General features: G+C 68.3%; 27 protein-coding genes. 12 read left to right on the forward strand and 15 right to left on the reverse strand.

Annotation, left to right across the window (positions count from 1 at the left end):
* Positions 1-218 precede the first annotated feature (218 nt).
* From ACZ3HL_RS14885 to ACZ3HL_RS14905, 5 genes are all read left to right on the forward strand, one after another.
* Positions 219-1142, forward strand: coding sequence for a bifunctional helix-turn-helix transcriptional regulator/GNAT family N-acetyltransferase (locus ACZ3HL_RS14885; protein ID WP_465421354.1), 924 nt, complete (start codon positions 219-221; stop codon positions 1140-1142).
* Between the two features lies 1 nt (position 1143).
* Positions 1144-1419 (forward strand): hypothetical protein, encoded by a 276-nt coding sequence (locus ACZ3HL_RS14890; protein WP_465421352.1) that lies wholly within the window; start codon positions 1144-1146, stop codon positions 1417-1419.
* Positions 1420-1476: 57 nt separating this feature from the next.
* Positions 1477-1833, forward strand: coding sequence for a YciI family protein (locus tag ACZ3HL_RS14895; RefSeq protein WP_465421350.1), 357 nt, complete (start codon positions 1477-1479; stop codon positions 1831-1833).
* A 7-nt stretch (positions 1834-1840) separates the two neighbouring features.
* Entirely contained in the window at positions 1841-3061 is a 1221-nt protein-coding gene (locus ACZ3HL_RS14900) for an RNA polymerase sigma factor (protein ID WP_465531389.1), read from the forward strand.
* A 390-nt stretch (positions 3062-3451) separates the two neighbouring features.
* Positions 3452-4072: a hypothetical protein gene (locus ACZ3HL_RS14905; protein WP_465531391.1), complete on the forward strand. Its 621-nt coding sequence runs from the start codon at positions 3452-3454 to the stop codon at positions 4070-4072.
* A gap of 1 nt (position 4073) precedes the next feature.
* On the opposite strand, the gene mctP is transcribed toward ACZ3HL_RS14905, so the two are convergent.
* Both mctP and ACZ3HL_RS14915 read right to left on the reverse strand, forming a co-directional pair.
* Positions 4074-5717, reverse strand: a complete 1644-nt coding sequence (mctP, locus tag ACZ3HL_RS14910; RefSeq protein WP_465421344.1) for a monocarboxylate uptake permease MctP — start codon at positions 5715-5717, stop codon at positions 4074-4076.
* A complete protein-coding gene (locus ACZ3HL_RS14915) occupies positions 5714-5992 on the reverse strand; it encodes a DUF3311 domain-containing protein (protein WP_465421342.1) in 279 nt (92 codons plus the stop codon). The genes mctP and ACZ3HL_RS14915 overlap by 4 nt, the downstream gene beginning before the upstream one ends.
* A gap of 203 nt (positions 5993-6195) precedes the next feature.
* Between ACZ3HL_RS14915 and ACZ3HL_RS14920 the strand changes: the two genes are divergently transcribed.
* Both ACZ3HL_RS14920 and ACZ3HL_RS14925 read left to right on the forward strand, forming a co-directional pair.
* Positions 6196-7812, forward strand: a complete 1617-nt coding sequence (locus ACZ3HL_RS14920) for an alpha/beta hydrolase (protein WP_465421340.1) — start codon at positions 6196-6198, stop codon at positions 7810-7812.
* A gap of 324 nt (positions 7813-8136) precedes the next feature.
* Positions 8137-8412, forward strand: coding sequence for a helix-turn-helix domain-containing protein (locus ACZ3HL_RS14925; protein ID WP_465531393.1), 276 nt, complete (start codon positions 8137-8139; stop codon positions 8410-8412).
* Here ACZ3HL_RS14925 and ACZ3HL_RS14930 read toward each other — a convergent pair.
* From ACZ3HL_RS14930 to ACZ3HL_RS14980, 11 genes are all read right to left on the reverse strand, one after another.
* Positions 8409-8984: an EndoU domain-containing protein gene (locus ACZ3HL_RS14930; RefSeq protein ID WP_465421336.1), complete on the reverse strand. Its 576-nt coding sequence runs from the start codon at positions 8982-8984 to the stop codon at positions 8409-8411. The two genes, ACZ3HL_RS14925 and ACZ3HL_RS14930, sit on opposite strands and share 4 nt — an antisense overlap.
* A 76-nt stretch (positions 8985-9060) precedes the next feature.
* On the reverse strand, positions 9061-10308 hold the full coding sequence (locus tag ACZ3HL_RS14935; protein ID WP_465531395.1) for a DUF6297 family protein: 1248 nt from the start codon (positions 10306-10308) through the stop codon (positions 9061-9063).
* The gene (locus ACZ3HL_RS14940) at positions 10302-10907 is read right to left on the reverse strand and encodes an ABC transporter ATP-binding protein (protein ID WP_465531397.1); all 606 of its coding nucleotides are present in this window, start codon (positions 10905-10907) and stop codon (positions 10302-10304) included. The genes ACZ3HL_RS14935 and ACZ3HL_RS14940 overlap by 7 nt, the downstream gene beginning before the upstream one ends.
* Positions 10904-11776, reverse strand: a complete 873-nt coding sequence (locus ACZ3HL_RS14945) for an LLM class F420-dependent oxidoreductase (RefSeq protein ID WP_465531399.1) — start codon at positions 11774-11776, stop codon at positions 10904-10906. The genes ACZ3HL_RS14940 and ACZ3HL_RS14945 overlap by 4 nt, the downstream gene beginning before the upstream one ends.
* Positions 11777-11861: 85 nt before the next feature.
* Positions 11862-13685, reverse strand: a complete 1824-nt coding sequence (locus ACZ3HL_RS14950; RefSeq protein ID WP_465421328.1) for a phosphoenolpyruvate carboxykinase (GTP) — start codon at positions 13683-13685, stop codon at positions 11862-11864.
* Positions 13686-14081: 396 nt separating this feature from the next.
* Positions 14082-14813 (reverse strand): DUF6802 family protein, encoded by a 732-nt coding sequence (locus ACZ3HL_RS14955; protein WP_465531401.1) that lies wholly within the window; start codon positions 14811-14813, stop codon positions 14082-14084.
* A 92-nt stretch (positions 14814-14905) separates the two neighbouring features.
* On the reverse strand, positions 14906-16741 hold the full coding sequence (locus ACZ3HL_RS14960; protein WP_465531403.1) for a dynamin family protein: 1836 nt from the start codon (positions 16739-16741) through the stop codon (positions 14906-14908).
* Complete coding sequence (gene grpE, locus ACZ3HL_RS14965; protein ID WP_465421324.1) at positions 16738-17223, reverse strand: nucleotide exchange factor GrpE; 486 nt, start codon at positions 17221-17223, stop codon at positions 16738-16740. Before grpE ends, ACZ3HL_RS14960 begins: the two co-directional genes overlap by 4 nt.
* A 40-nt stretch (positions 17224-17263) precedes the next feature.
* Positions 17264-17920 carry a TetR/AcrR family transcriptional regulator gene (locus ACZ3HL_RS14970; RefSeq protein ID WP_465531405.1) on the reverse strand — a complete coding sequence of 219 codons (657 nt, stop codon included), beginning with the start codon at positions 17918-17920 and terminating at the stop codon, positions 17264-17266.
* Positions 17917-18396 (reverse strand): YqeB family protein, encoded by a 480-nt coding sequence (locus ACZ3HL_RS14975; RefSeq protein ID WP_465531407.1) that lies wholly within the window; start codon positions 18394-18396, stop codon positions 17917-17919. Before ACZ3HL_RS14975 ends, ACZ3HL_RS14970 begins: the two co-directional genes overlap by 4 nt.
* Before the next feature lie 121 nt (positions 18397-18517).
* Positions 18518-20041, reverse strand: coding sequence for a dynamin family protein (locus ACZ3HL_RS14980; RefSeq protein WP_465421456.1), 1524 nt, complete (start codon positions 20039-20041; stop codon positions 18518-18520).
* Between the two features lie 194 nt (positions 20042-20235).
* Between ACZ3HL_RS14980 and ACZ3HL_RS14985 the strand changes: the two genes are divergently transcribed.
* The 3 genes from ACZ3HL_RS14985 to ACZ3HL_RS14995 all read left to right on the forward strand — a co-directional run bounded on the left by ACZ3HL_RS14985 (position 20236) and on the right by ACZ3HL_RS14995 (position 22577).
* Entirely contained in the window at positions 20236-21429 is a 1194-nt protein-coding gene (locus ACZ3HL_RS14985; RefSeq protein ID WP_465421454.1) for a sensor histidine kinase, read from the forward strand.
* The gene (locus ACZ3HL_RS14990) at positions 21426-22082 is read left to right on the forward strand and encodes a response regulator (protein WP_037307422.1); all 657 of its coding nucleotides are present in this window, start codon (positions 21426-21428) and stop codon (positions 22080-22082) included. The genes ACZ3HL_RS14985 and ACZ3HL_RS14990 overlap by 4 nt, the downstream gene beginning before the upstream one ends.
* Before the next feature lie 81 nt (positions 22083-22163).
* Positions 22164-22577: a VOC family protein gene (locus ACZ3HL_RS14995; protein ID WP_465531409.1), complete on the forward strand. Its 414-nt coding sequence runs from the start codon at positions 22164-22166 to the stop codon at positions 22575-22577.
* A 222-nt stretch (positions 22578-22799) separates the two neighbouring features.
* Here the strand turns inward: ACZ3HL_RS14995 and ACZ3HL_RS15000 are convergent, their stop codons facing one another.
* A complete protein-coding gene (locus ACZ3HL_RS15000) occupies positions 22800-23711 on the reverse strand; it encodes an SDR family NAD(P)-dependent oxidoreductase (protein WP_465531411.1) in 912 nt (303 codons plus the stop codon).
* Complete coding sequence (locus ACZ3HL_RS15005) at positions 23712-24290, reverse strand: TetR/AcrR family transcriptional regulator (protein ID WP_465421312.1); 579 nt, start codon at positions 24288-24290, stop codon at positions 23712-23714. It abuts the gene before it with no gap.
* A 190-nt stretch (positions 24291-24480) separates the two neighbouring features.
* Between ACZ3HL_RS15005 and ACZ3HL_RS15010 the strand changes: the two genes are divergently transcribed.
* Complete coding sequence (locus ACZ3HL_RS15010) at positions 24481-25419, forward strand: ABC transporter ATP-binding protein (RefSeq protein ID WP_465531413.1); 939 nt, start codon at positions 24481-24483, stop codon at positions 25417-25419.
* A 28-nt stretch (positions 25420-25447) separates the two neighbouring features.
* Positions 25448-26179, forward strand: a complete 732-nt coding sequence (locus tag ACZ3HL_RS15015; RefSeq protein WP_465531415.1) for an ABC transporter permease — start codon at positions 25448-25450, stop codon at positions 26177-26179.
* Positions 26180-26316: the final 137 nt, after the last annotated feature.

Genomic DNA, 26316 nt, shown 5'->3' on the forward strand with positions numbered 1-26316 from the left:
GTAGGTGTCGCCCATTCGAGTGACCTACGACACATAGTGCGTGAGGTGTAACGCCGCGGAACGTGGCGTCGATACCCTCTACGACCCCGTGATGCTGGCGGACCCCCGACCTGGCAGCATCACGGGGTTTCCATATGTCCACCCCCGAAAGATTTCTTGCCTTCACCGCTTCGCGGAGTAACACTTGACCCAGTCAACGAATTTGTTGAGGTGGTCAAATGAATCGAACCGCGGACCGGGTGGCGACCGTCCGGGCCTTCAACCGCCTGTACACCGGTGTGATCGGTGTCCTCGACGAAGGACCGGCCGACGCCGAGTACTCCCTGAGCGAAGCCAGGGTCATCTTCGAACTCGCGCAGCAGGATTCGACTCAGGTCACCGACCTGCGCAAACGTCTCGACCTCGACGCCGGGTACGCGAGCAGGCTGCTCGCGAGACTCGAAGAGCGTGGTCTCCTCACCCGCGAGCGCAGTGACGAGGACGCCCGCCGTCAGATCGTCCGGCTGACCGAGACCGGCCGCAAGGCCTTCGCCGTCCTCGACGAACGATCGGTGGGCCGGATCGGCTCGCTGCTCGGGCGGTTCGGCGACGACGAGCAGGAGCGGCTGCTCGGCGCCATGGGCACGATCACCTCGCTGGTCGGCGAGCGGGCGGCGGATCCCGCGCTGGTCCTGCGCCCGCCCCGGCCGGGTGACTTCGGCTGGGTGGTCCACCGCCACGGTGCCCTTTACTCCCGCGAATACGGCTGGGACGAACGCTTCGAAGCGCTCGTCGCCCGTGTCGTCGCGGAGTACGTCGACCGGCGCGGAGACGCGCGCCAAGCGGGCTGGATCGCCGAACTCGACGGCGAACGCGTCGGCAGCATCTTCTGCATGCCCGCCGAAGACGGCACCACCGCGAAGCTGCGGATGCTGCTCTTGGAACCGGCCGCGCGTGGACGTGGCGTCGGGAAACGCCTGGTCGCCGAATGCGTCGAGTTCGCGAGGGCGGCCGGCTACCAGGCGATGGAACTCTGGACGGTCTCGTTGCTGGAGGCGGCGCGGGCGATCTACCGGAAAGCCGGCTTCCAGCTGGTGAGCGAAGAGACGATCACCGGCTTCGGTTACGAGCTGACCGGGCAGACCTGGCGGCTGGAGCTGTGAGGTGTTCGTCGTCTACTGCCCGACCTGCGACCGCCGGTCCGTGGTCGGGGTCGGCTCGATCGATTTCGTCGACGATCTGACACCGGGGATGATCTCCGTTTCCGGTCGCTGCCCGGATGGCCACTACGCCGTCCTCCTGACCGGGAAGGCCTTCGCGCCACACGAACCCTGTGTGCGCGAAGTCCAGCAGGTGTTGAAACGCCGTCGCCGCCGGACCAGGCTGAGTGCCTGGTTCGCGCGGCAGCGTGAACTGCACGACCGGCTCTTCCGGTATTGATGTCGATTCGCCGGGGGCTCGTTCGTCTAGGGGCCATCGATTCCCAAGGAGGACACCATGCCCCACTACGCCGGTTTCCTGCGGTCCCAGTCGGATTCGCATGATCACCTCGGCCCCGACGAAGCACAACGCGTGCTCGAGAGCTACATCGCCTGGGCGGACGAACGAACGAAGGAAGGCCGTTTCGTCGGCGGCGGCGGACTGTCGCGAGGTGGCCGGGTGCTGCGCGGCACCGGCGGCGAGGTCGGCGCGACCGACGGTCCGCACACCGAGGCCACCGAGATCGTCGGCGGCTACCAGGTGATCGAGGCCGCGGACCTCGATCAGGCGGAGAAGATCTTCGCGACGCATCCGCATCTGGCGTTCGGGCCGATCGAGGTGCGCAAGATCGGTGAACGCGGTTGCGAGGAATGACGCCGTCATGAGCCGTCCGGCCGGCGTGGTGGAGCATCTGTTCCGGCACAGCGCCGGGCGGATCGTCGCCACGCTGGCCAGGGCGCTCGGCCCCGAACGGCTGGACCTTGCCGAGGAGGCCGTCGCCGACGCGCTGGAACAGGCGCTGCGCACCTGGCCGCAGTGCGGGGTGCCGGACAACCCGCAGGGCTGGTTGTTCCGCGCCGCACGGAACCGGGCGATGGACGTCGTCAGGCGCGAGCGGACCTTGCGCACGCTGTTGCCGCGGCTCGTGGAGCTCGACGGTCGCGAGGACGGCCGGGGTACGGACGACGAACTCGTGCTGATGTTGCTGTGCTGCCATCCCGCACTGCCGACGGTCTCGCAGGTGGCCCTGACGTTGAAGACGGTCGGCGGGCTCGGGGTGAACGAAATCGCGGCGGCCCTGCTGACGAAACCGGCGACGGTGGCGCAGCGGCTCGTGCGGGCGAAGAAGTGGTTGCGGGACTCGGGGAAGCCGCTTTCGCTGCCGGGGCCGGACGCGCTGGAGTCCAGAGTGGACAGTGTGCTGGCCGTGCTCTACCTGCTTTTCAACGAGGGTTACGACGCGACGACCGGAGAGGTCGCGGTGCGCGGCGAACTGTGCGGGGAGGCGATCCGGCTGGGACGGCTACTGCTGGCCGAGCCGAAGACGGATCTGCCGAGGGTGCGGGCGCTGGTCGCGCTGATGCTGTTGCAGGGGAGCAGGCTGCCCGCGCGGGTCGACCGGGAGGGCGACCTGCTGCTGCTCGACGAGCAGGACCGGGACCGCTGGGATCACGCGATGATCGCCGAGGGGACGCGGCTGTTCGAGCGGGCGTGCACCGGGCCGGAGATGTCGGCGTACCACGTCGAGGCGGCGATCGCGCTGTGCCACGGCACGGCTTCGCCGCCGGACTGGCGCCGGATCGTCGGCCTGTACGACGATCTGCTGGCGCTGCGGCCGTCGCCGGTGGCGCGGCTGAACCGCGCGATCGCGCTTTCGATGGTGGACGGTGGTTTGGGTTCGGCGATCGCCGAACTCGAAGCCATCGAGGCCGACCTGCCGGACTACACCCTGTTGCCCGCCGTGCTCGGCGCGCTGTGGCTGCGTGCCGGAGACCCGGCGCGAGCCGCGGAACACTATCGGCGAGCGCTCGCGCTGCCCTGCTCGGAGCCGCAACGCCGCTTCCTCGCCCGACGCCTGGCGGCCTGCTCCACGACCCCTTGAACAGCGCTTTTTCCGCCTCGCCGCGCGTCCCCCCACCCCCCACCGCTCCCAGGGGGGCGCGCCCCGCACCAGCGTATCGGGAGGGGGTGACGCGGGGTGGGTTCCGGCGGTGGTGGGGCCGAGTTGTCCACAACGGCGAGTGGGTGTGGACAACTCGGGTGGATGTCTCAAAGGGGGCCTTTGGGACATCGAGCGTCTCAAAGGGACCCTTCAGGAATCGGGGATCCAGCCGGTGGGTATGGGCGAAGGCGCGCGGGGGTGATGCGAAAGCCACTTTCGCAACGTTGAAGGTTGCGAAAGTGGCTTTCGCAACGCGCGGCAGCGGCCCGAAAGCGGAGGTAGCGACGTCGAAGACATCCGGTGTTCACGCGGCCAGGATTGGCTGGGGGAGTGAACTGGACGGCGTACGTCGACGGCTACTGCGAACGCCTCGCCCCCGGGCTGTGGGGCGAGCCGCTCAACAGCCTCAGCAATCTCGCGTTCTTGATCGCGGCGATCGCCGTCTGGCGGCAACCGAAGGGCCGCGTGTTCGGCGCCCTCATCGGACTGGTGTTCCTCGGCAGCACGGCGTTCCATCTGCTGGCCACCCGCTGGTCCGCGGCCGCGGACACCGGTTTCATCCTGGTGTTCGTCCTGTACTACGCCGCCGTGTTCCCGCACGTGTTCTTCGGCTTCGGCCGGAGGCTGTCCTGGCTAGGCATCCCCGTGTTCCTCGCCTTCACCGCCGTCGTCGCGTCGCTGGGCGGCGGGCTGTATCTCTCGGCGCTGATCGGGCTCGTGGTCTTCGCGGTCGTCCTCAAGGGTGAAGACCGTCGCAGGTTCGCGCTCGCCGCGGGCGTTTTCGGGGTGTCCCTGTCGTTCCGCACGGCCGACCACACGGTCTGCGGGAACTTCCCAGCGGGGACGCACTTCCTCTGGCACCTGCTGAACGGTCTCACCCTCTACCTGGCGGCGACCGCAGCGACGAGAAGGGCCGCGCCCCGGCAGGACGCGGCCCCTTCTCACCACTGACTCAGTGGACGCCGATCTCGCGGAGATCCTTGTCGTGTTCGTCGGCGTGGTAGTCCTCGGCCTCGGTGTCGTCCGTGCCGTTGAAGACCTTCATCTGCCGCGCGATCACCGTGAAGATCACCGCGATCAGCAGGTTCGCGATCAACGCCACGAATCCGACGTAGATCTGCAACTGCGAGCCGCTGAGCGGATGCCAGCCGAAGATCGACAGATCGCCGAGCTTCAGCGCCGAACCACCGAAGTGTGCCTTGCCGGTCGCCGGGTTCGGGATGTTGTAGAGCATGGTCAAGCCCCAGCCGATGCCGACCACCCAGCCGGCGATCAGGCCCCAGCGGTGGAACCACCGCGTGTAGAGCGAGATCGCCACCGCGGGCAGCGTCTGCAGGATCAGCACACCGCCGATGAGCTGCAGGTCGATCGAGAACTGCGGGTCGATGAACAGGATGAACGCCACCGCGCCGAACTTCACGATCAGCGAAGCGAGCTTGGCCTGCTTCGCTTCCTCGCCCGGCGTCGCGTTCTTCTTGATGTACTCCTTGTAGATGTTGCGGGTCCACAGGTTGGCCGCAGCGATCGACATGATCGCCGCGGGCACCAGCGCGCCGATACCGATCGCGGCGAACGCGATGCCGGCGAACCACGACGAGAACTGCGAGTCGAACAGCACCGGGACGATGGTGTTCGTGTCGGGCTTGCCGGTGGCGTTGTTCTTGATCGGGGAGACCGACGCGCTGATCGCGACGTAGCCGAGCAGCGCGAGCAGGCCCAGCACCAGCGAATACGCCGGGAGCGCGACCATGTTCCGTTTGATCACGCTGCGGCCGCGCGAGGCGAGCACGCTGGTGAGCGAGTGCGGGTAGAGGAACAGCGCCAGCGCCGAACCGAGTGCCAGCGTGGCGTACTGCAACTGGTTGTTGGCGTTGAGCAGGATGCCGTCCGCGGGAGACGGCGTCTTGTCGAACTTCGCGTCGGCCGCGTCGAAGATCGCCGACCAGCCGCCGAGCTTCGCGGGCAGGTAGATGATCGCCACGATGATCACGAGGTAGATCAGGATGTCCTTGACGAACGCGATCAGCGCGGGTGCGCGCAGGCCCGACTGGTAGGTGTAGACCGCCAGGATGATGAAGGCGACCAGCAGCGGCAGGTGGCCGACGATGCCGGAGCCGTTGATGCCCATCGTCCGCAGAACCGCCTCGAGGCCGACGAGCTGCAGCGCGATGTACGGCATCGTGGCGACGATGCCGGTGATGGCCACCAGCAGCGCCAGCGTCGGCGAACCGAACCGGCCGCGGACGAAGTCGGCGGGCGTGACGTAGCCGCGGACGCGCGAGACCGACCACATGCGCAGCGCCGGCATCAACACGATCGGGTAGACGATGATCGTGTACGGCAGCGCGAACAGGCCCATCGCACCGGCGCTGAACATCAGCGCGGGGACCGCGACGAACGTGTACGCCGTGTAGAGGTCACCGCCGAGCAGGAACCAGGTGATCCACGAACCGAACTTGCGGCCCCCGAGGCCCCATTCGTCCAGGTGGTCGAGGGTGTTGCCGGCCTTCCAGCGCGACGCGACGAAGCCGAGCACGGTGACCACCGCGAAGAGGATCGTGAAGATGATCAGCTCGGGCCACTGGATGTTGGTCACTTGACGTCCCCCTCGTCGAGCTCGTCCACGGACAGCCGGTCGGGACGCTCACTGGTCGGCTTGTCCTTGGTCATCACGTAGACGATCCAGGTGCACAGGACACCGACCGCCACGAACACGAACTGGAACCAGTAGAAGAACGGCATCCCGAACAGCCGGGGACCGTCCGAATTGAACAAGGACGTGATCAGCACCAGCAACGGGATGATCAGCAGGAGGTTCCAGGGGCTGAACTGAAAGCCCCTCACCTTCCCGTCTGCCTTACTCGACGCCATCGGACCTCACTTAACGTTCCCGTACCCCCGGATGGTCCCGATGACCCTAGAACCTCTCCCCCGTCCGGGTCACGCGTACCCGATATCGATTTGATCAGCGAGCCCTCATCCGACGAAGGGCGGTTGCCGTCGGAGTCCCCGGCGGATATCAATAGCCGCAGTCGCGAACAGGAACTTCGCACGCATGATCAAAGGGGCATCGGATGAAGAAACTCCGCTATGCGGTGGTGATCCCGGCTGTCGCCGGCACCATGCTGGCCGGGTTCACGCCTGCGTTCGCAGGGCCGGAGGCTGCCGGGCAGCAGCCGCTGAACTCCACCAACATTCCGGCGAAGTACGCGGACCAGAAGCTCGACTGGCACAAGTGCACCGCCGGCGAGCTGCCGTCCGCGCCGCCTCCGGGGGCCGAGAACATCGAGTGTGCGACCTACCGCGCGCCGCGTAACTGGTACAAGACGAACGAGAACATCGACCTGACGATCGCCGTCAGCCGCCTCGCCGCCACCAGCGGCAAGGCGACGGCCAGCGTCATCACGAACCCGGGTGGTCCCGGAGCTCCGGGCCGTAACTTCCCGGCCCGTCTGCGTAACCAGACGAAGCTGCGCGCGAGCCAGGAGATCATCGGTCTCGACCCGCGCGGCACCGGCAAGAGCACGAACATCACCTGCGGCAACGCGATCGGCACCGGCTCGGATCTCGACCCGCGCGACCGCAGCCGGGCGAACCTCAACCTGATCCTGGACGCCACCAAGTACGCGGCGGACTCCTGCCAGGTGAAGTCCGGCGAGCTGGGCCCGCTCATCAACACCGCGCAGACCATCCGCGACATCGACCTGCTGCGGGTCCTGCTGGGCCGCGACAAGATCAACTGGGTCGGCTACTCGGCGGGCACCTGGATGGGCGCGCACTACGCGCAGCAGTTCCCCACCCGGACCGGCCGCTTCCTGCTCGACTCCGCGACCGAGTTCACCACCACCTGGCAGAACTCGTTCGACTGGCAGCCGCTCGGCTTCGAGCGCCGCTGGCGTCAGGACTTCCTGCCGTGGATCGGCAAGTACGACAAGGTCTACGGCTTCGGCAAGACCGGTGAAGCCGCGCGCCAGACCTACGAGAAGGTCCGCTTCGCGCTGACCCAGAACCCGGTCGAGGTGGACGGCGTCCCGGTTTCGGCCAACGCCCTCGACTCGACCATCGCGTCGTACCTCTACAACAAGCGCAACTTCACCGCGCTGGCCGACTACCTGGTCAACCTGAAGACGCTGACCGAGGGCACCTCGTCGCAGCAGCAGAAGGCCTCGGCCGCGCAGAAGGTCAAGGCGGAGACGGTGGACGGTGACGGCGTCATCGGCCCGCAGCCGCTGTTCGTCCCGACCGACGGCGACTCCTACAACGCCAGCTTCTGGACCATCCCCTGCAACGAGGGCAAGTGGACCGGCAACCGGCGGAGCGTCATCCGCCAGTCGCAGAAGCTGATCGACCGCGATCTGCCGCTGCTGGGCGCGGGCTGGCTGATCCAGCCGTGCATCTTCTGGAAGAACAAGCCGGTCGACCTGCCGAAGCTCGACGGCCGCGGCGTCCCGCCGGTGCTGATCGTCCAGTCGGTGAACGACCCCGCCACCCCGCTCGAGGGTGCGACCCGTGCGCACCGCGCGTTCGCCGGCTCGCGGATGATCACCGTGACCGGTGAGGGTGACCACGGTATCTACGCCGGCGGCAACGCGGGTGTGGACAAGGTCGTGGAGGACTACCTCGTCGACGGCAAGGTGCCGAACGACCAGAGCCTCCCCGGACTCCCACTTCCGGTGCCCGCGGGCGCCTGAAGCCACTAGGGATTGTGGCCCCGTCGAGCTTCGGCTCGGCGGGGCCCTTTCTTTGGGTTGTCCACGACCTGTGCACAGAGTTGTCCACAGGCTGGGGGTAACTCGGTGGGGGTCAGTCGTAAGTGGCGATTCGGATTTGAGGCCCAGAGTGTCCCAAGTACCTACTGCCGGTACACGGAATGGCACTTTCACGCGATCAGCTGGACGACACGCGTGATTGGATGGACGACACGCGTGATCCGGCGGACGGTTCGTGGCGTCCATCCAGCGGGGGAACCCGAATCACCACTCACGACCAAGCCGACCGGTATTAGTATCGGCACCATGGTGCGAGTGCCGTTGACGGACGAGGAACGTGAACGCGGCGAGCGGCTGGGCCTGGCGCTCCGGGACGCGCGCGCGGCTTCGTCGCGGAGCATGGTCGAGGTCGCGGCGGAGGCCGGGATCTCGGTCGAGACGCTCCGGAAGATCGAGACCGGGCGGATCCCGACGCCGGCCTTCTTCACGGTGATGGCGATCGCGGACGCCGTGGGGCTGCCGCTGGACGCGCTGCGAGCGGCCGCCGAGCAGGGCACCTCACCGGTCGCGGAAGCGAGCTAGGGACGCAGGGCGGCCAGGGCGTGAACCCGGTCGTTCAGATAGAGGAAGCCGTCGATCGGCAGGTCGAAGCTGTTCAGCAGGCTTTCCAGCGTGGCGTATTCGTCCACACCCAGACGCAGGTTCTCGTTCATCGCGTGCGCGACGAGGACGTCGGCCAGCTCTTCCCACTCACCTGACCAGTGCAAGGTGCGATAGAAGGCCAGGACGTCCGGCGCGATCCGGTCGCCGATCTGGTCGAGCAGGCTGTCGCCGAAGAAGCTGATCCGGCCGGCGGCGAGGTCGGCGACGGTCGGGTTCGCCGGGTCGGCGGCGGTGTCGGGGTTGCGGACCACGCCGGGGCCCGCCACCGGATAGCCCGTCTTGACGTGGCCGTTGTCCTCCACCAGCACGATCAGGTGCACGCCGTACCGTTCGCCGGCGCACCGCCAGCGGCCGTTGTGCATTCTGAGGCGGGGTTCGCTCGGATCGTTGGCGACGTCCTTGATCACCGCGATGATCTGCTCGTCGGTCCAGCCCGCGGGAAACTCGCTGGTCGCCCGCCGTCCCTTTCCCGGTGCGTGCCCGCCGCCCACTCGTGCTCCTTTCGTCGCATCGAGGGTAACCCGCGTTCGGAGTATCCGGATGATCCGAACGCGGGAACGGGTGACCTCAGGCGATCACGCTGAGCAAGACGGTGCCGACGACGAGCACGTCGACGCCACGCAAGGCTTGCAGCCCGGCCGCCCCGCCGCTGACGTCGTAGTTCATCGGCGGCCGGGTCGCCGTCCGTGCCGCGGCGACGACGGCCAGCGGGACCGTGAGCCACACCGGCCACGCCGGGACCACGCCGAGGGTCAGCGTCACCAGGCCGAGCAGGATCCCCCAGACGAGCCCAAGCAGCGCGATCACCAGGCCGTTGACCAGCCGCAACTCCCAGTCGGACGCGCCGAGCCACCGCCGGCGGCCGGGGTTGCGCCACAGTTCGCCGAGCCCGCCGACGAACGGCACGAGCGCCGCGTACGCGCCGAACGCGAACAGCGGCGCGGCCGGGATGGCCGGAAAAGCCAGGTGCGCGACGCCGGCCAGGCACACGATCACCACACTGGCCGCCGCGTAGCGCATCCGGCCGAGCACCCCGGCCCACGCGAGCCGCAACGTCGTCGGACGCCGCAGCGACAACCACGGCACCGGCTTCGACTCCGGGATCAGCAGCATGGGATCCAGGAAGACCGCGGCCATCGCCCGCAGGAGCCGCGCGTTCCAGCCGTCGACGAGTTCCTGGCGCCCGACGCCGGACATCGGCTCGCCGCCGAAGGCCACCGCGAACGCCACCACGAACAGGGCGCCGGCCAGCACTTCGACGGCGATCGGGCCCCATCCCGCGGCGGCGAACGCGAGACCGGCCATGGCGAGCACGACCGGCGCGAGCGTTTCCCCGCGAATCGCCGTCCGCCGCGCGGTGACCGCCGCCAGGATCGCCCCGGACGCGGTCAACGCCGACATCGCGATCCACACGTCCTTCGATCCGCCGCCGATCGCGGTGACCAGCGCCCCGATGTAGCCGACCACCACGACCAGCGCGGCCCAGAGCGTCCACATCCGCTTGACCACGACACGGCGCCTGTCGACGCGGGCGAAGTCCATCCACGTCAGCGCCGCCGGTTCGGCCCAGACGAAGCCTCGACGCAGCAGGCCGCGCCAGAACATCGCACACAGCACGATCAACAGCCCGAAAACCGCCGGAAAGTCCACTGTAGACTGTCCGAAAAGGAAATCCCGGAGCGTCGGCAGGTTCTGGAATGCGGTGAACAACGCACCGAAGCCGAACAGTGCCAAGAAGGTCTGATAGTCACCGTTGAGCAATCCGCCGAACCGCTGCCGTCCGGGGACGTGCGTGGGCGCCTTCGTGGTCACCACAACTCGAGGGTCGAGTCGGCCGCTTCGAGCAGCGGGGGATGGTGCGTGGCCACGACGACGGCCGCCCCGGCGGCGGTCGAACGCTTGATCAACGACGTCAGCCATTCCTTCCCGGCGACGTCGAGCGCCCGCTCTGGCTCGTCGAGCAGGAGGACGTCGTGCGGCCGCGCGGTCGCACCGAGAAGCAGCAGACGACGACGTTGCCCGGCCGAGAACTTGCCCGCGGTGACCTTCGCGCGTTCCGAAAGCCCCGCGTCGGCCAGAAGCGCGCCGAAATCGCCCAGCTCGGCCCCGAACGAACCCTCCAGCAGTTCGAGATGCTGGAGCGGGGTCAGCTCGGCGAAGAAGTCGGAATCGTCGAACAGCACGGAAACCTTGCGGCGGAAGGAAACGTCGCGTTCGTCGGGCTTACCGCCCGCGACGACGACGCGGCCCCGCTGCGGGGTCTGCGTTCCGTAGAGACACCGCAGCAGCGTCGATTTCCCGACCCCGTTGGGGCCGACGATGACGGCGCATTCGCCCGCCTCGACTTCGAAGTCGAGTTCGTCGAACAGCCAGTGCTCCCCGGCCTGGACACCGAGCCCGCGTACGTCGATCATTTGCCGCGCAACGCCTCGATCACCGGTGCGAGCGCGTCCATGTTGTGCTCCAGCACGGTGAAATAGGTGAAACCGAACCGCTCGCGATGCGCCAGGATCTGTTCGGCGATCTGCTCGTGGGTGCCGACGAGGGCCGTCGGAAGTTCGGCGAGCTGGTCGACGGTGAGCTTGCCGTCGAGCAGCTCTCGCAGACTCTCCAAACCTTTTCGCCGGTCTTCGACCACGGCGACGAAATGCGAGAGGATATTGAATTCGACAACGCGGCCGTTCAGTTTTCCGCGGACGAAGTCCACCCGCTCTTCGATTCCGGCCGCGTCGTCGACGGCGAGCGCGCCACCGTCGGGAACGGCCGCCGTACCGGTGAACCCGATGATGTCGGCGTGTTCGGCGGCGAGCGTGAGCAGCCTGTCGCCGCGTCCGGCGATCATCAGCGGTGGGCCCGGTTTCTGCACGGTCGGTGGTTTGTGATCAACGTCGGCATAGAGCCGTTTGAGCTCTTTGATGGTGTCTTCGAGATGGTCGACGCGCTTTCCGGCGCGCGGGAACTCCATTCCCGCCGCTTCGAATTCCGCCTTCACGTAACCGGCACCAAGGCCGAGCTCCAGCCTGCCCTCGGTGAACTGGTCCGTGCCGGTGACGTCGCGGGCCAGCAGCACCGGGTTGTAGAAGGCGGTATTGATGACGAAGGTGTTGAGCCGCGGGCGGCTCGTCACCTCGGCGGCGAGCACGAGGGCCGGGAACGGCGGCGCCATGCCGAGATGGTCGGCCGCGCCGATCACGTCGAATCCGAGGTCCTCGGCCTTGCGGCACTTCTCGACCCACGCCGCACGGGTCTCCGGGACGACCATGTTGACGCCGAATTTGACCATGCGGCCACGGTACCGAGCGCGACGGAAGAAGGCCTCATCCTCGGGAATGACTCCGAGGATGAGGCCTTCTCCGGCGTTCGGGCGATCAGCCGAGGCGCTGCCTGAGCGCCTCCAGCTCGTCACGCAGCGACGACGGGACCTTGTCGCCGATCTTCTCGAACCACTCCTCGATGAGCGGCAGCTCCTGGCGCCACTCCTCGGCCGAGACGTCGAGCGCGGCCTGGATGTCGGCCAGCGGCTCCTTGAGGCCGTCGGTGTCGAGGTCCTCGGCGTTCGGCACGAAACCGACCGGGGTCTCGTTCGCGTTGCCCTTGCCCTCGACACGGTCGATGACCCACTTCAGGATCCGCGAGTTCTCGCCGAAGCCCGGCCACAGGAAACGGCCGTCGTCGCCGCGGCGGAACCAGTTGACGTAGAAGATCTTCGGCAGCTTGTCCGCGTCGGCGTTCTTGCCGAGGTCCAGCCAGTGCTTGAAGTAGTCACCGGCGTGGTAGCCGAGGAACGGCAGCATGGCCATCGGGTCGCGGCGCACGTTGCCGACCGCGCCGGCGGCGGCCGCGGTGGTCTCCGACGACATGGTGGCGCCCATGAACACGCCGTGCTGCCAGTCGCGGGCCTCGTTCACCAGCGGGACCGTGGTCTTGCGGCGGCCACCGAACAGGATCGCCGAGATCGGCACGCCCTGCGGGTCGTCCCACTCGGGCGCGAGGATCGGGCACTGCGACATCGGCGTGCAGTAGCGCGAGTTCGGGTGCGCGGCCTTCTCTTCCGACTCCGGCGTCCAGTCCTGCTTCTTCCAGGACGTGGCGTGCGCGGGCTTCTCGCCCATGCCCTCCCACCAGACGTCGCCGTCGTCGGTGAGCGCGACGTTCGTGTAGACCGTGTTGCCCTTTTCGATGGTGCGCATCGCGTTGGGGTTGGTGTGCCAGTCGGTGCCCGGCGCGACGCCGAAGAAGCCGAACTCGGGGTTCACCGCGTACAGGCGGCCGTCCTCGCCGAACCGCATCCACGCGATGTCGTCACCGAGGGTCTCGGCGCGCCAGCCGGGGATGGTCGGCTGCAGCATGGCGAGGTTGGTCTTGCCGCAGGCGCTCGGGAACGCCGCCGCGACGTAGTGGACCTTGTCCTCGGGCGAGATCAGCTTGAGGATCAGCATGTGCTCGGCCAGCCAGCCCTCGTCGCGGGCGATGACCGAGCCGATGCGCAGCGAGTAGCACTTCTTGCCCAGCAGCGAGTTGCCGCCGTAGCCGGAGCCGTAGCTCCAGATCTCGCGGGACTCGGGGAAGTGCGAGATGTACTTGGTGGTGTTGCACGGCCACGAGACGTCCTCCTGGCCCGGCTCCAGCGGCGCGCCGACGGAGTGCAGGGCGGGGACGAACTCGCGCTCGGTGCCGTCTTCGGTGACGAACTTGTCCAGCGCGGCCTTGCCGGCGCGGGTCATCACGCGCATGGAGGCGACGACGTAGGCGAAGTCGGTGATCTCGATCCCGAGCTTGGGGTCCTCGGCTCCGAGGGGACCCATGCAGAAGGGGATGACGTACATCGTGCGACCGCGCATGCATCCGCGGTACAGCTCGGTCATCGTGGCCTTCATCTCGGCCGGGTCCATCCAGTTGTTGGTGGGACCGGCGTCGGATTCGTTCTCGGAACAGATGAAGGTGCGCTCTTCGACGCGGGCGACGTCATTCGGGTCGGAAGCGGCCCAGTACGAGTTGGGCTTCGCGTCGAGCTGCACGAACGTGCCGGCGGAGACCAGCTCGGCGTTGATCCGGGCGGCCTCTTCGTCGGACCCGTCGACCCACACCACGCGGTCCGGAGTGGTCAGTTCGGCGACCTCCCGGACCCAGGACAGCACGCCACTGTGCGTCGTCGGCGCATTTTCCAGTCCAGGGATGGCGACTGCGGTCATCTCTACTCCTGACTTCCGACGGCAGAAGCCCACACCGGGAACGACGCTGTTCCGATGCGGGCTTCGATGCCGGCGACCGAATGGCTTCGCACACCGGCGGGAAGACCGGTGTGCAGGTTTTGGGATTCCCCGAGAGTAGCCGGATGACCGGCAGGTAACCGAGAGCTGACCTGTCGGTTCTCTCACAAGAACGATAAGGGAATCGATTCAGTATCACCGGAATGGGCCATACGCAGAAATTCTTCCGGTGACCGATGGCACAGCGGCCGGACGAATCGGACACGAGAAAGCCCGGCACGAGGTCTCGTACCGGGCTGTTCTGTGACCAGGATTACAGGAATTGCCGCTCCGAATTGGCCTGGACCATTCTTGTATTGGTCCAGGCCATTTTCGGAATCAGTTGGGGCTGATCCACTGACCGGTGGCGGAATCGATCTTCGCCACACCTTCGAGTGTTTCCGTGCCCGCGCCACCCCACGCCGCGTCGCCCGCCGGGTCGGCCGCGGTGTCGCCTCCGGCCGCCGGAGCGCTCGTGAAGGCCGAGTCGATGTCGTTGCTGACCAGGCCGCTGCCGACCTCGGTCCACTGGCCGGGGCCGGTGTGCTCGTAGGTCTTGGAGTTGCCGGAAGCGTCGGTCTCCACCGCGATGTCGGCGCTGCCGTCGCCGTCCTTGTCGGTGAAGGCGATCGTGCGGCCGTCCTCCGTCTGGACGACGGCGGTGTCGGGTGTTCCGTCACCGTCGGTGTCGATGGTCGGCGGGCCGACCTCGACGTCGCCGCTGGGCATGTCGGCGTGCATGGTGCCGCTCGTGCCCGCGTCGGAGCCGTCGTCGTTGCCGCCGCCACCGGCCTCGACCCAGGAGCCGGAGGCTTCGTCGTAGACGGCCTCCTGGACGACCTTGCCGTTCTCGTCGAGCACCGCGTACTGGTCGGCCTCGCCGTCGCCGTCGGTGTCGACGAACGCCTGGCCGGTGCCGTCCTCGTGCTGGATGACCGCGGCGTCGTTGACGCCGTCCTTGTCGAGGTCGTAGTTGAGCTCGGCCTGGTACTCCTCGCCGTCAACGTGGACGGTGACCGCTTCGGTGGAGCCCGACTCGGTGTCCGTGCCGCCGCTCTCGTCGACCCACATGGGATAACCCCCTCGTTGACCTGCTGGTGTGTCGAAGCTTATGACTCACCGTAGGCCGGTTCGGTTCCGGTCCACAACACCGGCCACCCGGGTCAGGTGTCGCGCAGTGACCGAATGCGACCGAGCAGCGCCTCGGCGCGGTCTCGGCCGTCCGAGACGTCCTTCAGGCGCTTCGCGACGACGGAGATCTTCTTCGCCCGTTCCTGCGCGCCCATCTTGATCGTCTTGTCGACTTCCTTCAGCTCCGCCTCGATCGCGTCGATGCGGCGGCCGAGGGCTTCGTCGAGCGCCATCGACAGCTGCTGTTCGGCCTCGATCAGCTGCTCCGCGACGAGCTGGTCCAGCGTGGACCGCGCGTCGGCGATCGCCTCGACCAGCCACTGCTTCATATGCTGCTTGTCGGACGCGTGTTTGCGGGTCCGCGCCATCCACCAGCCGGCACCGAGGCCGATGATGATCGTGGCCGGCAGGATCACCGGGTTCAGGATCGCGACCCCCGCCAGCGGCAGCGCGGCGACCTTCCCGGCGCCGAGACCGCCGGAAACCCCCATGAAGATGAGCAGTTTGTCCTCGGCCGTCGGCGGTTTCTTGTCCGGTGGGCGCAGGACGACCGGCGGGCCGCCCGCCCTGGCGAACTGGCCGCGGATGATTTCGAGCTCCTCGGGCGAGAACAGCTCCGAAAGCGCGACGTTGGTGACCTGGTTGAGCCGCTGCGAGAGCAGCATCGAGATCCGCTGCGACGTCGTCTGCAACGCGATGTCGACCTGCTGGGGCAGCGCGGCGAGGGCGTCCCGTTTCGCGCCGTCGATCAGCTGCCGGAAATGCGTCGACGCGTCGCGCATCTGCCTGCTGGTCTCGTGCCCGACCTCGACGCGGGTCCGCTGGATCTCCGCGCGCAGTTTCAGCTGCCAGCCCCGTGTCGAAGACCGGCGTTCGGTGGTCAGGTCGTCACGGCGCTGGCGCAGCTGCTCGGCCTCGGCCTCGCCGGCGGACAGCGCGCGGCTTTCCGCCTGGAGTTTCGCCTTGAGCTCGCCGAGCGCGCTCGACAGCGCGCGCAGCGTGTTGGCCTCGCCCAGCATCGCCGAGCGGCCGACCAGCATCTCCTGCAACGCGCCCTGCAACGCGGCGATCCCGGCCTTCTCGCGCAGCATCGTGGCCATCTGCTCGTTCGGGGCCTTGGCCGCCGTCTCGAACATCCGCGCGGAAACGGGGTGGAACACCGCGTCGGCGAACCGGGGGGCATGCTCGGCGAGCAGCCGCCGGTCGGCTTCGAGGACCTCGCGCCAGCCGCGGAACTGGTCGGTCTTGGTCAGGGCGAAGAGCACGGTCTCGACGCGTTCGCCCATGTCGTGCAGGAATTGCAGCTCCTGCGCGGTGAACGGCGACGAGGAGTCCACGACGAACAGCAGCGCGGTGGCGCCGGCGGCGGCCTCCTTCGCCAGTTCGCCGTGCATCGAGTCGAGCCCGCCGACGCCCGGGGTATCCACAATGGACACTCGTTCGAGCAGCGGGACCGGGCCGGAGACCTCGACGTAGCGCGGCGGGATCTGCCCTTCCGGCAGCTCGTGCGCGGCCGAGACCCAGTGGATGAGGTCGTTGAGGTTGATCGGCACCGGCGCCAGCTGGCCCGGATAGCAGGCCTGCGCGGACCACTGCTCGGCGTGCTCGAAGACGAGATAGGTCGCGGTGGCGACGTCGGCGTCCACAGGGGACAGTCCCGGCATGGACAGGAGCGCGTTCACGAGCGAGCTCTTGCCGCGGTTGGTCTCGCCGACCACCACGACCGACGGCTTCTTCGGCCGCGCCTTCCGGATGTCCTCGACCCATTTCGCGGCCTGGGGATCGGCTTCGCGGACGACGGTGAGCAGCTGCTCGCGGGTGCTCTTCACGACCGCCGGGAGATTCGCCGCCGCGCTCGGAGCGGTCACTGGGCCTTCTTCGCGTAGACGATGACGATCGGCGCGCGCAGGACCCGCTCGTGATCGGCGAACCCGACCACCTCGGTCTCCGCGACGAGCCCTTCGAGCGCCGGATCCTCGGTCGCGACCGCGCCGCCCGCCTCGTGCACGGCGGGGTCGAACCGTTCACCGTCGGGGCGCAGGGCACGGACGCCGATCCCGGCGAGACCGTGTTCGAGCCGCTCGACGACGCCGCCGCTGCGCGCGCGATCAAGGGCGTACAGGCACAGCTGGATCAGTGTCTGCCTGTCGGCGAGAGCCTGTTCGAGGTCGGCCGGACCCGTGGTCGTGGACTCCACATCGGTGTTCGACGCGGCTTCGACGGCCTCGGTTCCCTCGGACGGCGAAATCTCGCCGTCCGCTTCGGCGATGATCGCCGCCGAGATCTGGCCGGTCGGCACGTCGTCCGGATTCTCCACTTCGACCGCCTTCTTGCGCAGCCAGGCACCCACCCGAATCGACCCCCCGTAACTGGTGTCCCGGGCCTACCGATCAGCCCGGGGAGATTTCACCAGTGTCGGGCACGGGCCCGACGGCCGGGGGCGAAATCGGCAGAACGGGACGGAGGAATCTGACGATCAGCTCCTTCATCACCGCGAGTTCCGCCGCCGGATCGAGGTCCGGCTCCAGAATCACGCGGGAGAGTGGCGCGTCGACCAAGGCGACGAGCCAGCTGCCCACCGTCTCCGGATCGAAACCGGGGTCGATCCGGCCCGCGTCCATCGCCCGTGTCACCAGTGCGACGAGACCGTCGCGCAGCGCGCGGTCGTTGCCCTGGATGAGCCTGGCCAGCTCGGCGTCGCGGGAACACTGCGCGGCGACCTCGAGGACGAGCTTCGCGATGACCGGGTGCAGAAGCTGTTCCGACACGTGGGTGACGACCTGGAGGATGGCTTCCCCCGGATCCTCGATCTCTTCGGCGGCCGTGAGCAGGGCGGCGGTCTCGTCGGCGTCCTGCTCGAAGATGCCGACGAACACCGCGCGCTTGTTCGGGAAGTAGTGGAACAGGCTGCCGGTGCTGATCCCCGCGGCGCGGCAGATCTCCGCCGTCGTCGTCTTCTCGAAACCCTTCATCGCGAAACAGCCCGCGGCGGCGTCGAGGATGGCGCGGCGTTTCGCCTCGTGCTTGGCCGGGTCGACCGTCCTCATTTCACCGCCGGCGGCTCGGCGTGCCACGGGTAGCCGTGGTCGAGGAAGGCCTTGGCGACGGCCTTGCGGTCGACGTCGCCCTTCTGCCGCACCAGCTCCCGGCCGTCCGCGGCGAGCAGGACGAGCTCCTTGCCGTCGAAGAAGACGGCCTCCAGCTCGGCTTCGTACGCGCGGCTGCGGCCCTTGGTGGTCAGCGTGACGCGGGTCGGCGTCACCTTGACGATCAGCCGCTCGTGCGCCCAGACCGCGGCGAAGAACAGCCCGAGGACCAGGCCGGCGCCGATCCCGGTGACCGTGCCCCAGGGCTGGGGGATCTCCGAGGCGAGCTTGAAGGGGCCCTTGAACGGGATCCAGCTCAGTGACGCCACCCAGCCCGAGATCGAGTGGAGGAACCAGCCGAGCGCGGCCCCGGCGAGCGGGCAGCCGATCCAGGAGGCCGTGCGCAGCCACTGGGGCTCGTCGACGATCGTTTCCATGCGCCCATTATTAGACCGAGCGCTCGGTTTATCAATCCGCGCATTTAGTCGACTACTTGCCCCGGCCGCGGTCAGGCGCCGGAAGGCTTCCAGGCAAGTAGTCGACTAAATGCGCGGGGGGTCAGTCCCGGATCTGCTGCCAGATGAGGAAGTACGCGCGGTGCACGACGTGCGCGACGCGGCTCTGGGCGGGCGTCGCACCGAAGGACGCGAAGGAACGCCACCAGCCGGCCCGCTCCAGGGCGTGGGCCGCCAGCTCGGCGCGCGGAGCACCCGGCTTGCCGAGCTGGGCGCCGATGTCGGCGTTGCTGCCGACCCGCAGGACCTCCTCGGACAGGTCCTCGGGCATGTCGACCGCGCCGGACGCGACCAGCGTGAGCGCTTCGAGCAGCCGCAGCTGGTGCGCCTCGGGCTTGGCGAGCAGGACCTCGATCGCGTCGTGGACGCGCTGCCGTTCGGCCGGGTCGCCGGACGCGTGGGCCAGCGCGGTGACCGAGGCCAGCGCGGCGGCCGCCTTGATGCCGTCGGCGCGGGCGGCGAAGACGATGCTCAGCCGCTGGCGGACGGCTTCGAGCCCGGAGGCGTCGAGCAGCTTCCGCCGCAGCGAGCCCGCGGTGATCTCCGGTTCCTTCCGGATCGCCTCGACGGCGTACCGGACGCCGAACAGGTCCAGTTTCTCCAGCAGTCGCAGCCGGGTGCCCGCCGCGACGTCGCATTCCCAGCTGGTGAAGATGTCCGCCGAGATCAGCATGGTCTCGAGGATGTCGTCGTCCATCTCGGCCAGCTGGCGCAGCGCTTCGGCGTCGGGCGAGGTGAACCCGCCGGACTCGGCCGACTCCGCGATCAGCCCGATCACCGGCAGCACGTCCGCGACACGGGGCTTCAGCGTCGCGGCCTGCTTCTCCGACAGGAGCGTCGCGGCCTTCCACACGTCGCCGCCCGAGCCTTCGACCGACTCCGGCGCGATGGTGTCCGCCTTGTTGAGCACCGCGATCGCGTTGACCGGGCCTGCCTCGCGGCTCGCGGTCGCGGCGGTGAACGCGGCGAGCGCCTGCTGGTCGTCGGCGCGCACGCCCTGGGTGACCACGTAAAGCACGGCTTCGGCGCCCGCGACGGCGTTGCGCGAGGTGTCGTCCAGCTCGTCGGAGCCTTCTTCATCCTCTTCGTCGTCTTCGGGCTTGCGGTGCTTCGCCGCGCCCAGCAGCTCCTCGGTCCGCGACACCGAAGCGGCGTCGAGCGAGCCGAGGCCCGGGGTGTCGATGACGGTCATGCCCTGCAGGACCGCGTTGGTGAGGTACGCCTCGATATGCGAGACCTTGTCGATGTCGATGCCCAGTTCGGCCGGGATCATCCCGTCGGCGGAGAAGGGCAGCACCTGTTTGCGGCCGTCGTTGAAGACGATCTCGACGCGGTCGACCGTGCCGTACTGGAACCTGGTCACCAGCCGGGTGCACTCACCGACGTCGGTCGGCGCGACCCGGCGTCCGATCAGGGCGTTGACCAGGGTGGACTTCCCCGATTTGATCCGGCCCGCGACCGCGACCTGCAGCGGGCCACCCAAGCGCCGCAGCACTTCGGCGAAGCCGGCCGCGGTCCGCGCGGACACCTGGGGCTGGAGGCGGTGGCAGAGGTTCGCCACCGACATCGACAGCGGGCCGGCGAGACGGCCCTGCTCCGTCGCTGAGGTCACGGTGCCCACCCCTCCCAGTCGTCGAGCACACCGAGGGGAATCGTGCCATGCCGCTCATCCTCGGGTCGCACCGAAGGTGGTACCGGCGACCGACGCGCGAGCGGCACCGGCCGACATAGTGTTACCAGGTGCGACGGTTGAGCCTCTGGATGCGTGCCCACCCCATGGCCGGGGACAGTCTCATCGCCGTCGTCCTGCTACTGATCGACCTGCTGGTCTACGTGGCGGCGACCGAAACGCCGGAAGTCCCGATGCCGCCCTGGTACGTGACGGTGCCGCTGGACATGGCGATGGTCGCCCCGCTGGTCTTCCGGCGGAAGGCGACGCTGTGGTCGGCGTACCTGGTGCTGCTGATCGGCATCCCGCACGGCGCGCTGGAACTGGGCGCCGCCAGCGCGTTCGCCGTGATGATCAGCATCTACTCGGTACTGGTCTACGTCGGCCGCAAACAGGGGCTGCTGTATCTGGTGGCGACGCTGGTCACCTCGGGGGTCCAGCTTTGGGTCGATCCGCCGGAGGACGTGTGGGTGCTGGCGATCATCGGCGTGTTCTCCAGCGCACTGTGCTGGACGCTCGGCGAGTTCGCCGGCGCGAGGCGCGCCTATCACGAGGAGGTGGAAGCCAGGTTGCATCTACTTGAGACGGAACGGGACCAGGCGACCAGGATCGCCGTCGGCGAGGAACGCGGACGTATCGCCCGTGAGCTGCACGACGTCGTCGCGCACGCGGTGAGCGTGATGGTCGTGCAGGCCGACGGCGCGTCCTACGCGGTCGACGGGAATCCCGAGATGGCGAAACGGGCCTTGCAGACGATTTCGGAGACCGGCCGCGGCGCGCTCGCCGAGCTGCGACGGCTGCTGGACGTGCTCCGCAGCGACGGCGACGACGAGCCGCGCGTACCGCAGCCGGACGCCAGCGCGCTGACCGACCTCGCGGACCGGATCCGGCAGGCGGGGGTGCCGGTGACGCTGGCGATCGGGCCGGACGCGCTGAGCGGGCTGCCCGCCGGGGTGTCCCTCGGCGTGTACCGGATCGTGCAGGAGTCGCTGACCAACACGCTGAAACACGCCGGCCAGGGCGCGCAGGCCGAGGTGGTGGTGCGGCGGGAGGCGGACGTGATCGACGTCAAGGTCACCGACGACGGCGCCGGCCGCGCGAAACAGCTGGTGCCCGCGGCGGCGAAGCACGCCGCGCCGCCACGAAGACTCACCGTCCCCGGTGGGAACGGATTGATCGGAATGAGGGAACGGGCGAACGTCTTCGGCGGCACGCTGGAGGTCGGGCCCGCCCCCGGTGGAGGGTGGCAGGTGCACGCGAGGCTCCCGGTTAGGTTGGCGACGTGATACGGGTGGTGGTCGTCGACGACCAGGAATTGATGCGCGTCGGGTTCCGGATGGTCCTGGGCGCGCAGGCCGACATCGACGTCGTCGGCGAGGCGGGTGACGGCGCGCAGGCCATCCGGCTGGCCGAGGAACTGCGGCCCGACGTCGTGCTGATGGACGTCCGGATGCCGGTGCTGGACGGGGTCGAGGCGACGAAGCGGATCGTCGAGGCCGGGACGGCGCGGGTGCTCGTGATGACGACGTTCGACCTGGACGAGTACGTCTATTCGGCGTTGCAGGGCGGGGCGAGCGGGTTCCTGTTGAAGGACACGCAGCCGGATCACCTGGTGTCGGCGCTGCGGGCGGTCGCTTCGGGCGACGCCGTGGTCTCGCCGTCGGTCACCCGGCGGCTGCTCGACCGGTTCGTCGGCGGCGGCGGGAAGCCGATGCGGGACGCGGCCGAGCTCGATGTCCTCACCGAACGGGAGCGGGAGGTGCTCGTGCTGATCGCGAAGGGCCTTTCGAACCTGGAGATCGCCGAGACACTGTTCCTCTCCGAGGCGACCGTGAAGACGCACGTCGGGCGGATCCTGTCGAAGCTGGATCTGCGCGACCGGGTGCAGGCCGTGGTGCTCGCCTACGAGACCGGGCTGGCGCGTCCCGGGGTCTCCTGAGACCTCGCCGGGAAAGTGGTCATTCGGTGAGCACTTTGCGGCGGATGCTTGTCCTCAGAGCCACTACCTGAGGAGAAGGAAATGCTGCGAGGTCTCACCACCACCACGTTCTACGCCGACGACATGGCCGCCGCGATCGAGTGGTACTCGGATCTCTTCGGGATCGAGCCGTACTTCGTCCGCAACGGCCCCGACGGGACACCGGCGTACGTCGAGTACCGGATCGGCGACTACCAACACGAGTTCGGCCTGGTCCGCGGCGACTTCCGGCCGCCGATGGCCCAGCCCGGTCCCGGCGGGGCCATCGCGAACTGGGCCGTCGACAACGTCGAGGACGCCTTCTCGCAGCTGCTCGCGAAGGGCGCGAAGGAGTACGAGCCGGTCATCGAGCGCGGGCCGGGCTTCGTGACCGCGGCCGTCGTCGACCCGTTCGGCAACGTCCTCGGTGTCATGTTTAACCAGCACTACCTGGACGTGCTGGCCGGGAAGAAGTAGCTCCCCGGCCAGGCGCTGGACGGAAGGTTGCGAAAGCCACTTTCGCAACCTTCAACGTTGCGAAAGTGGCTTTCGCAACGTCGAAGGAGGCGCGGGCGAGTTCTTCACCAGCCCGCTGACGTGCCGCTAGGTGCCCATGGTCGAGGCGTGTCGCGAAAGCCACTTTCGCGACGTCAGACGTCCCGAAAGCGGCTTTCGCGACACGGGCCGGCGGCCGGTGCCTCAGCGGTACAGGGCGTGCTCCGCCGTCTCCGGGTCCTTGCCCGCGTCCCGGACTTCGGCCATCCACTTGCCGAAGTCGGGTCGTGAGCCGTCGACGTCGGTCAGACCGTATTCGTTCATCAGCGTCCACGACGCGAGCGTCTTGCCCGCGAACCGCGAGACCTCCGGGTCGGTCGCCAGCTTCGCGACACCCCGCCCCAGCAACGCCGGAGTCTCCGAGATGGCGAAGTCGACCGGAGCGGACTTGCCGACCGCGTCGCGCCACGTCTCCTCGGTGACCCCGAAGTGGTCGAGCATGGCTTCCGAACGCAGGAAGCCCGGCGTGACGGTCATGCCGACGCAGCCGTACTTCTTCAGCTCGGCGCCGAGCGCCCTGCCGATCGCGCGGATGCCGCATTTCGCGAGGAAGTACGGGATCCCCGCGCCGACGTACTCGTCGTGGTCGCCATCGGTGACCTCGAGGACGAGCCCGCCCTCCCGCTTCACCACCAGCGGGAGCAGCCGGTGCAACGCGATCAGATGCGTGTCGATCGCGTTGTGCACCAGCGTGAGCGCGTCGTCGAGGCTGGAGTCCCAGTACGCCCCCTCGAAGTCCGCGTACTGGTCGCCGCCCCAGACGTCGTCGACCAGTACGTCGATCCGCCCGTCCACTTCGGACTCGATCCGCGCCCGCAACGCGTCCACATCGGACACCACGGTGAAGTCGGTCCGGACGGCGATCCCCCGGCCGCCCGCCGCGTCCACGAGCTCCGCGGTGTCTTCGATCGTCTCCGACCGCTTCATCGGCGACTGGTGCTCACGCGTCGTCCGGCCGGTGACGAACACCGTCCAGCCGAGCCTGCCCAGCTCCACCGCGATCGCCCGGCCACATCCCCGCGTCGCCCCCGCGACCACGGCCACCTTCTGTTCCATTCAGGACACTCCCTTCCACGCGGTCAGCACCGCGTCCACGTCTTGCCCCATCCGTTCGGCGATCCGGCCCTTCGGCCGGATCGACCAGTCCAGCGCGGCCCCGTTCGCCACCCCCAGCAGCACCCGCGCCGCGCGGACGACACCCGGCGCACCCGGCAGGTCACGCGCCGCGACGCGCACCAGCCGCCGCAATTCCGCTTCCACGGCGGTGAAATGTTCACCGAGCAGGGCACGCAGCTCCGGATCCCCGATGTCCACGCCCAGCTGCCCGAGATGGTTCGCCGCGGTCTCGGCGTCGCCCAGGCCCTCGTAGACCACGACGACCGCCGCGCGCAGCGCCTCCACCGGATCGGCCAGTTCGGCGCATTCCCGCATCAGCCCGACGACGGATCGCGTGTTCGACCGGCTCAACGCCAGCAGAAGACCGTTCTTCGAACCGAACCGCTGGGCCACGGTGCCGACCGCGACGCCGGCCTCCGCCGCCACCTGGGCCAGCGTGAAACCCGGGCCGACCATGCCGATCACGGTTCCCGCCGCGGTCAGCAGTCGTTCGTCGGTGATGCTCCGGGGCCGCGCCATGTCATTATTGAACCACGATTCATTAACCCTGGCGAATCAGGGTCACTCTCAGGGGTATCACCGATCGCGTACGCCGCCGGAAGACGGCAAGCTACGTCTCAGGTCGGGTATCAGGTTGGCACCTCAGGATGACGCGCCCGGCCACCCACATGGACGACGATTGTTCTCGCAGTCGCCGAGGGGAGCAGACATGATCGAGGCAGCGGGCCTCACCAAGCGGTACGGCAAGACACTGGCGGTGAACGACCTGTCCTTCTCCGTCGCGCCGGGGGAGGTCACCGGGTTCCTCGGCCCCAACGGGGCTGGCAAGTCCACGACCATGCGGATGATCCTCGGTCTGGACAACCCGACCGCGGGTCAGGTGCGCATCGGGGGCAAGCTCTACCGCGAACTGAAAGACCCGCTGCGGACCGTCGGCGCGCTGCTGGACGCCAAGTGGGTGCACCCCAACCGGTCGGCGCGGGCGCATCTGCGGTGGATGGCGAAATCCAACAAGATCGCGGAGAGCCGGGTCGACGAGGTGCTCGAGATCGTCGGGCTCACCAGCGTCGCCGGAAAGCGCGCCGGCGGATTCTCCCTCGGCATGTCGCAGCGGCTGGGGATCGCGGCGGCACTGCTGGGCGACCCGGAGGTCCTGCTCTTCGACGAGCCCGTCAACGGCCTCGACCCCGAAGGCATCCTCTGGATCCGGAAGTTCATGCACCGGCTGGCCGACGAAGGCCGCACGGTGTTCGTTTCCTCGCACCTGCTTTCGGAGATGGCGCTGACCGCGAGCCACCTGGTCGTGATCGGCAAGGGGCGGCTGATCTCCCAGTCCTCCACCGAGGACTTCGTGGCGCGGGCCGCCGAGAACACGGTCAAGGTCCGGTCGCCGCAACTTCCCGCGCTGCGCTCCGCGCTGACGCAGGCGAGCGCTCAGGTCACCGACGCCGACCGAGCGCTCGTGGTGTCCGGTTTGGACAGTGAAAAGATCGGCGAGATCGCCGCGGCCAACCAGATCGTGCTGCACGAGCTCAGCCCGCAGACCGGCTCCCTGGAGCAGGCCTTCATGCAGATCACCGGCGACTCGGTCGAGTACCACACCGGTCTCGAAGCCGAAGCAGCCGAAGTGGTCACCGCCGCCCGGTAACCGATCACTCTTCGAGGAAAGAAAAGCCATGACTCTGCTCGCCGTGGAACGCATCAAGCTGTTCACCACCCGCTCACCCTGGTGGTGCGCGCTGGCCGCACTCGCGGTCGTGATCGGTTTCGCCGCCATCGTCTCCGGTGCCGCCCCGGCCGGGGAACTCACCGACGTCAGCCTGACCCAGTTCGGCTACGGCTTCGGCATGGCCGTGATCATGGTGCTCGCCGCGCTGTCGGTGACCACCGAATACCGCTTCAGCACCATCCGGACCACCTTCCAGGCCGTGCCGAATCGCACCGCGGCGCTGCTGGCCAAGACCGGCGTGGTCGCGATCCTGTCGCTCGTGATCGGCGAGGTCGCCGCGTTCGGCGCCTGGGGCCTCGCGTCGGTCATGCGGCCGGAAGATCTCATGCTGAACACCACCGCGGAGTGGGTCAGCGTCGCCGGAGTGGGCGTGGTGTTCGCCCTCGCCTCGGTGATCGCGATCGCCGTCGGCATCCTGATCCGGCACAGCGCCGGCGCCATCTCGCTCGTGCTGATCTACGCCCTCGCGGTCGAGAACCTGATCCAGCTCATCCCGAAGATCGGCAAGGACATCTACGACTGGATGCCGTTCCACGTCGCGGACCGCTTCCTCACCGGCTCGGGCCCCGCCGCGGCGGAAGCGCCGTTGAGCCAGGCCGGATCGCTGGCCTACTTCGCCGGTTTCGCGCTGGTGTTGTTGGCCATCTCGCTGGCCGTCGCGAACAAGCGCGACGCGTAAGAACTTCCACAGGGGAGAAAGCCGGATGCCCCGCTCGGGGGAGTGAGGCATCCGGACGGGGAGAAAAAGGGGAACAAGGACCGGGCCGCCTATCGGGGGGCAGCCCGGTCCTTTCCCGCGTAATGTCGGAATCCACT

This window comes from Amycolatopsis sp. NPDC000009, from assembly GCF_055563465.1.

Coding starts and splice junctions, on each gene's coding strand:
- ACZ3HL_RS14970 (WP_465531405.1), bottom strand. CDS start 17,920: ATGAGGACGGTCGACCCGGCCAAGCACGAGGCGAAACGCCGCGCCATC.
- ACZ3HL_RS14920 (WP_465421340.1), top strand. CDS start 6,196: ATGAAGAAACTCCGCTATGCGGTGGTGATCCCGGCTGTCGCCGGCACC.
- ACZ3HL_RS14945 (WP_465531399.1), bottom strand. CDS start 11,776: ATGGTCAAATTCGGCGTCAACATGGTCGTCCCGGAGACCCGTGCGGCG.
- ACZ3HL_RS14995 (WP_465531409.1), top strand. CDS start 22,164: ATGCTGCGAGGTCTCACCACCACCACGTTCTACGCCGACGACATGGCC.
- ACZ3HL_RS14900 (WP_465531389.1), top strand. CDS start 1,841: ATGAGCCGTCCGGCCGGCGTGGTGGAGCATCTGTTCCGGCACAGCGCC.
- ACZ3HL_RS14940 (WP_465531397.1), bottom strand. CDS start 10,907: ATGATCGACGTACGCGGGCTCGGTGTCCAGGCCGGGGAGCACTGGCTG.
- ACZ3HL_RS14925 (WP_465531393.1), top strand. CDS start 8,137: ATGGTGCGAGTGCCGTTGACGGACGAGGAACGTGAACGCGGCGAGCGG.
- ACZ3HL_RS15005 (WP_465421312.1), bottom strand. CDS start 24,290: ATGGCGCGGCCCCGGAGCATCACCGACGAACGACTGCTGACCGCGGCG.
- ACZ3HL_RS14980 (WP_465421456.1), bottom strand. CDS start 20,041: ATGTCGGTGGCGAACCTCTGCCACCGCCTCCAGCCCCAGGTGTCCGCG.
- ACZ3HL_RS14975 (WP_465531407.1), bottom strand. CDS start 18,396: ATGGAAACGATCGTCGACGAGCCCCAGTGGCTGCGCACGGCCTCCTGG.
- ACZ3HL_RS14885 (WP_465421354.1), top strand. CDS start 219: ATGAATCGAACCGCGGACCGGGTGGCGACCGTCCGGGCCTTCAACCGC.
- ACZ3HL_RS15000 (WP_465531411.1), bottom strand. CDS start 23,711: ATGGAACAGAAGGTGGCCGTGGTCGCGGGGGCGACGCGGGGATGTGGC.
- ACZ3HL_RS14985 (WP_465421454.1), top strand. CDS start 20,236: ATGCGTGCCCACCCCATGGCCGGGGACAGTCTCATCGCCGTCGTCCTG.
- ACZ3HL_RS14950 (WP_465421328.1), bottom strand. CDS start 13,685: ATGACCGCAGTCGCCATCCCTGGACTGGAAAATGCGCCGACGACGCAC.
- ACZ3HL_RS14895 (WP_465421350.1), top strand. CDS start 1,477: ATGCCCCACTACGCCGGTTTCCTGCGGTCCCAGTCGGATTCGCATGAT.
- ACZ3HL_RS14915 (WP_465421342.1), bottom strand. CDS start 5,992: ATGGCGTCGAGTAAGGCAGACGGGAAGGTGAGGGGCTTTCAGTTCAGC.
- ACZ3HL_RS15015 (WP_465531415.1), top strand. CDS start 25,448: ATGACTCTGCTCGCCGTGGAACGCATCAAGCTGTTCACCACCCGCTCA.
- ACZ3HL_RS14955 (WP_465531401.1), bottom strand. CDS start 14,813: ATGTGGGTCGACGAGAGCGGCGGCACGGACACCGAGTCGGGCTCCACC.
- ACZ3HL_RS15010 (WP_465531413.1), top strand. CDS start 24,481: ATGATCGAGGCAGCGGGCCTCACCAAGCGGTACGGCAAGACACTGGCG.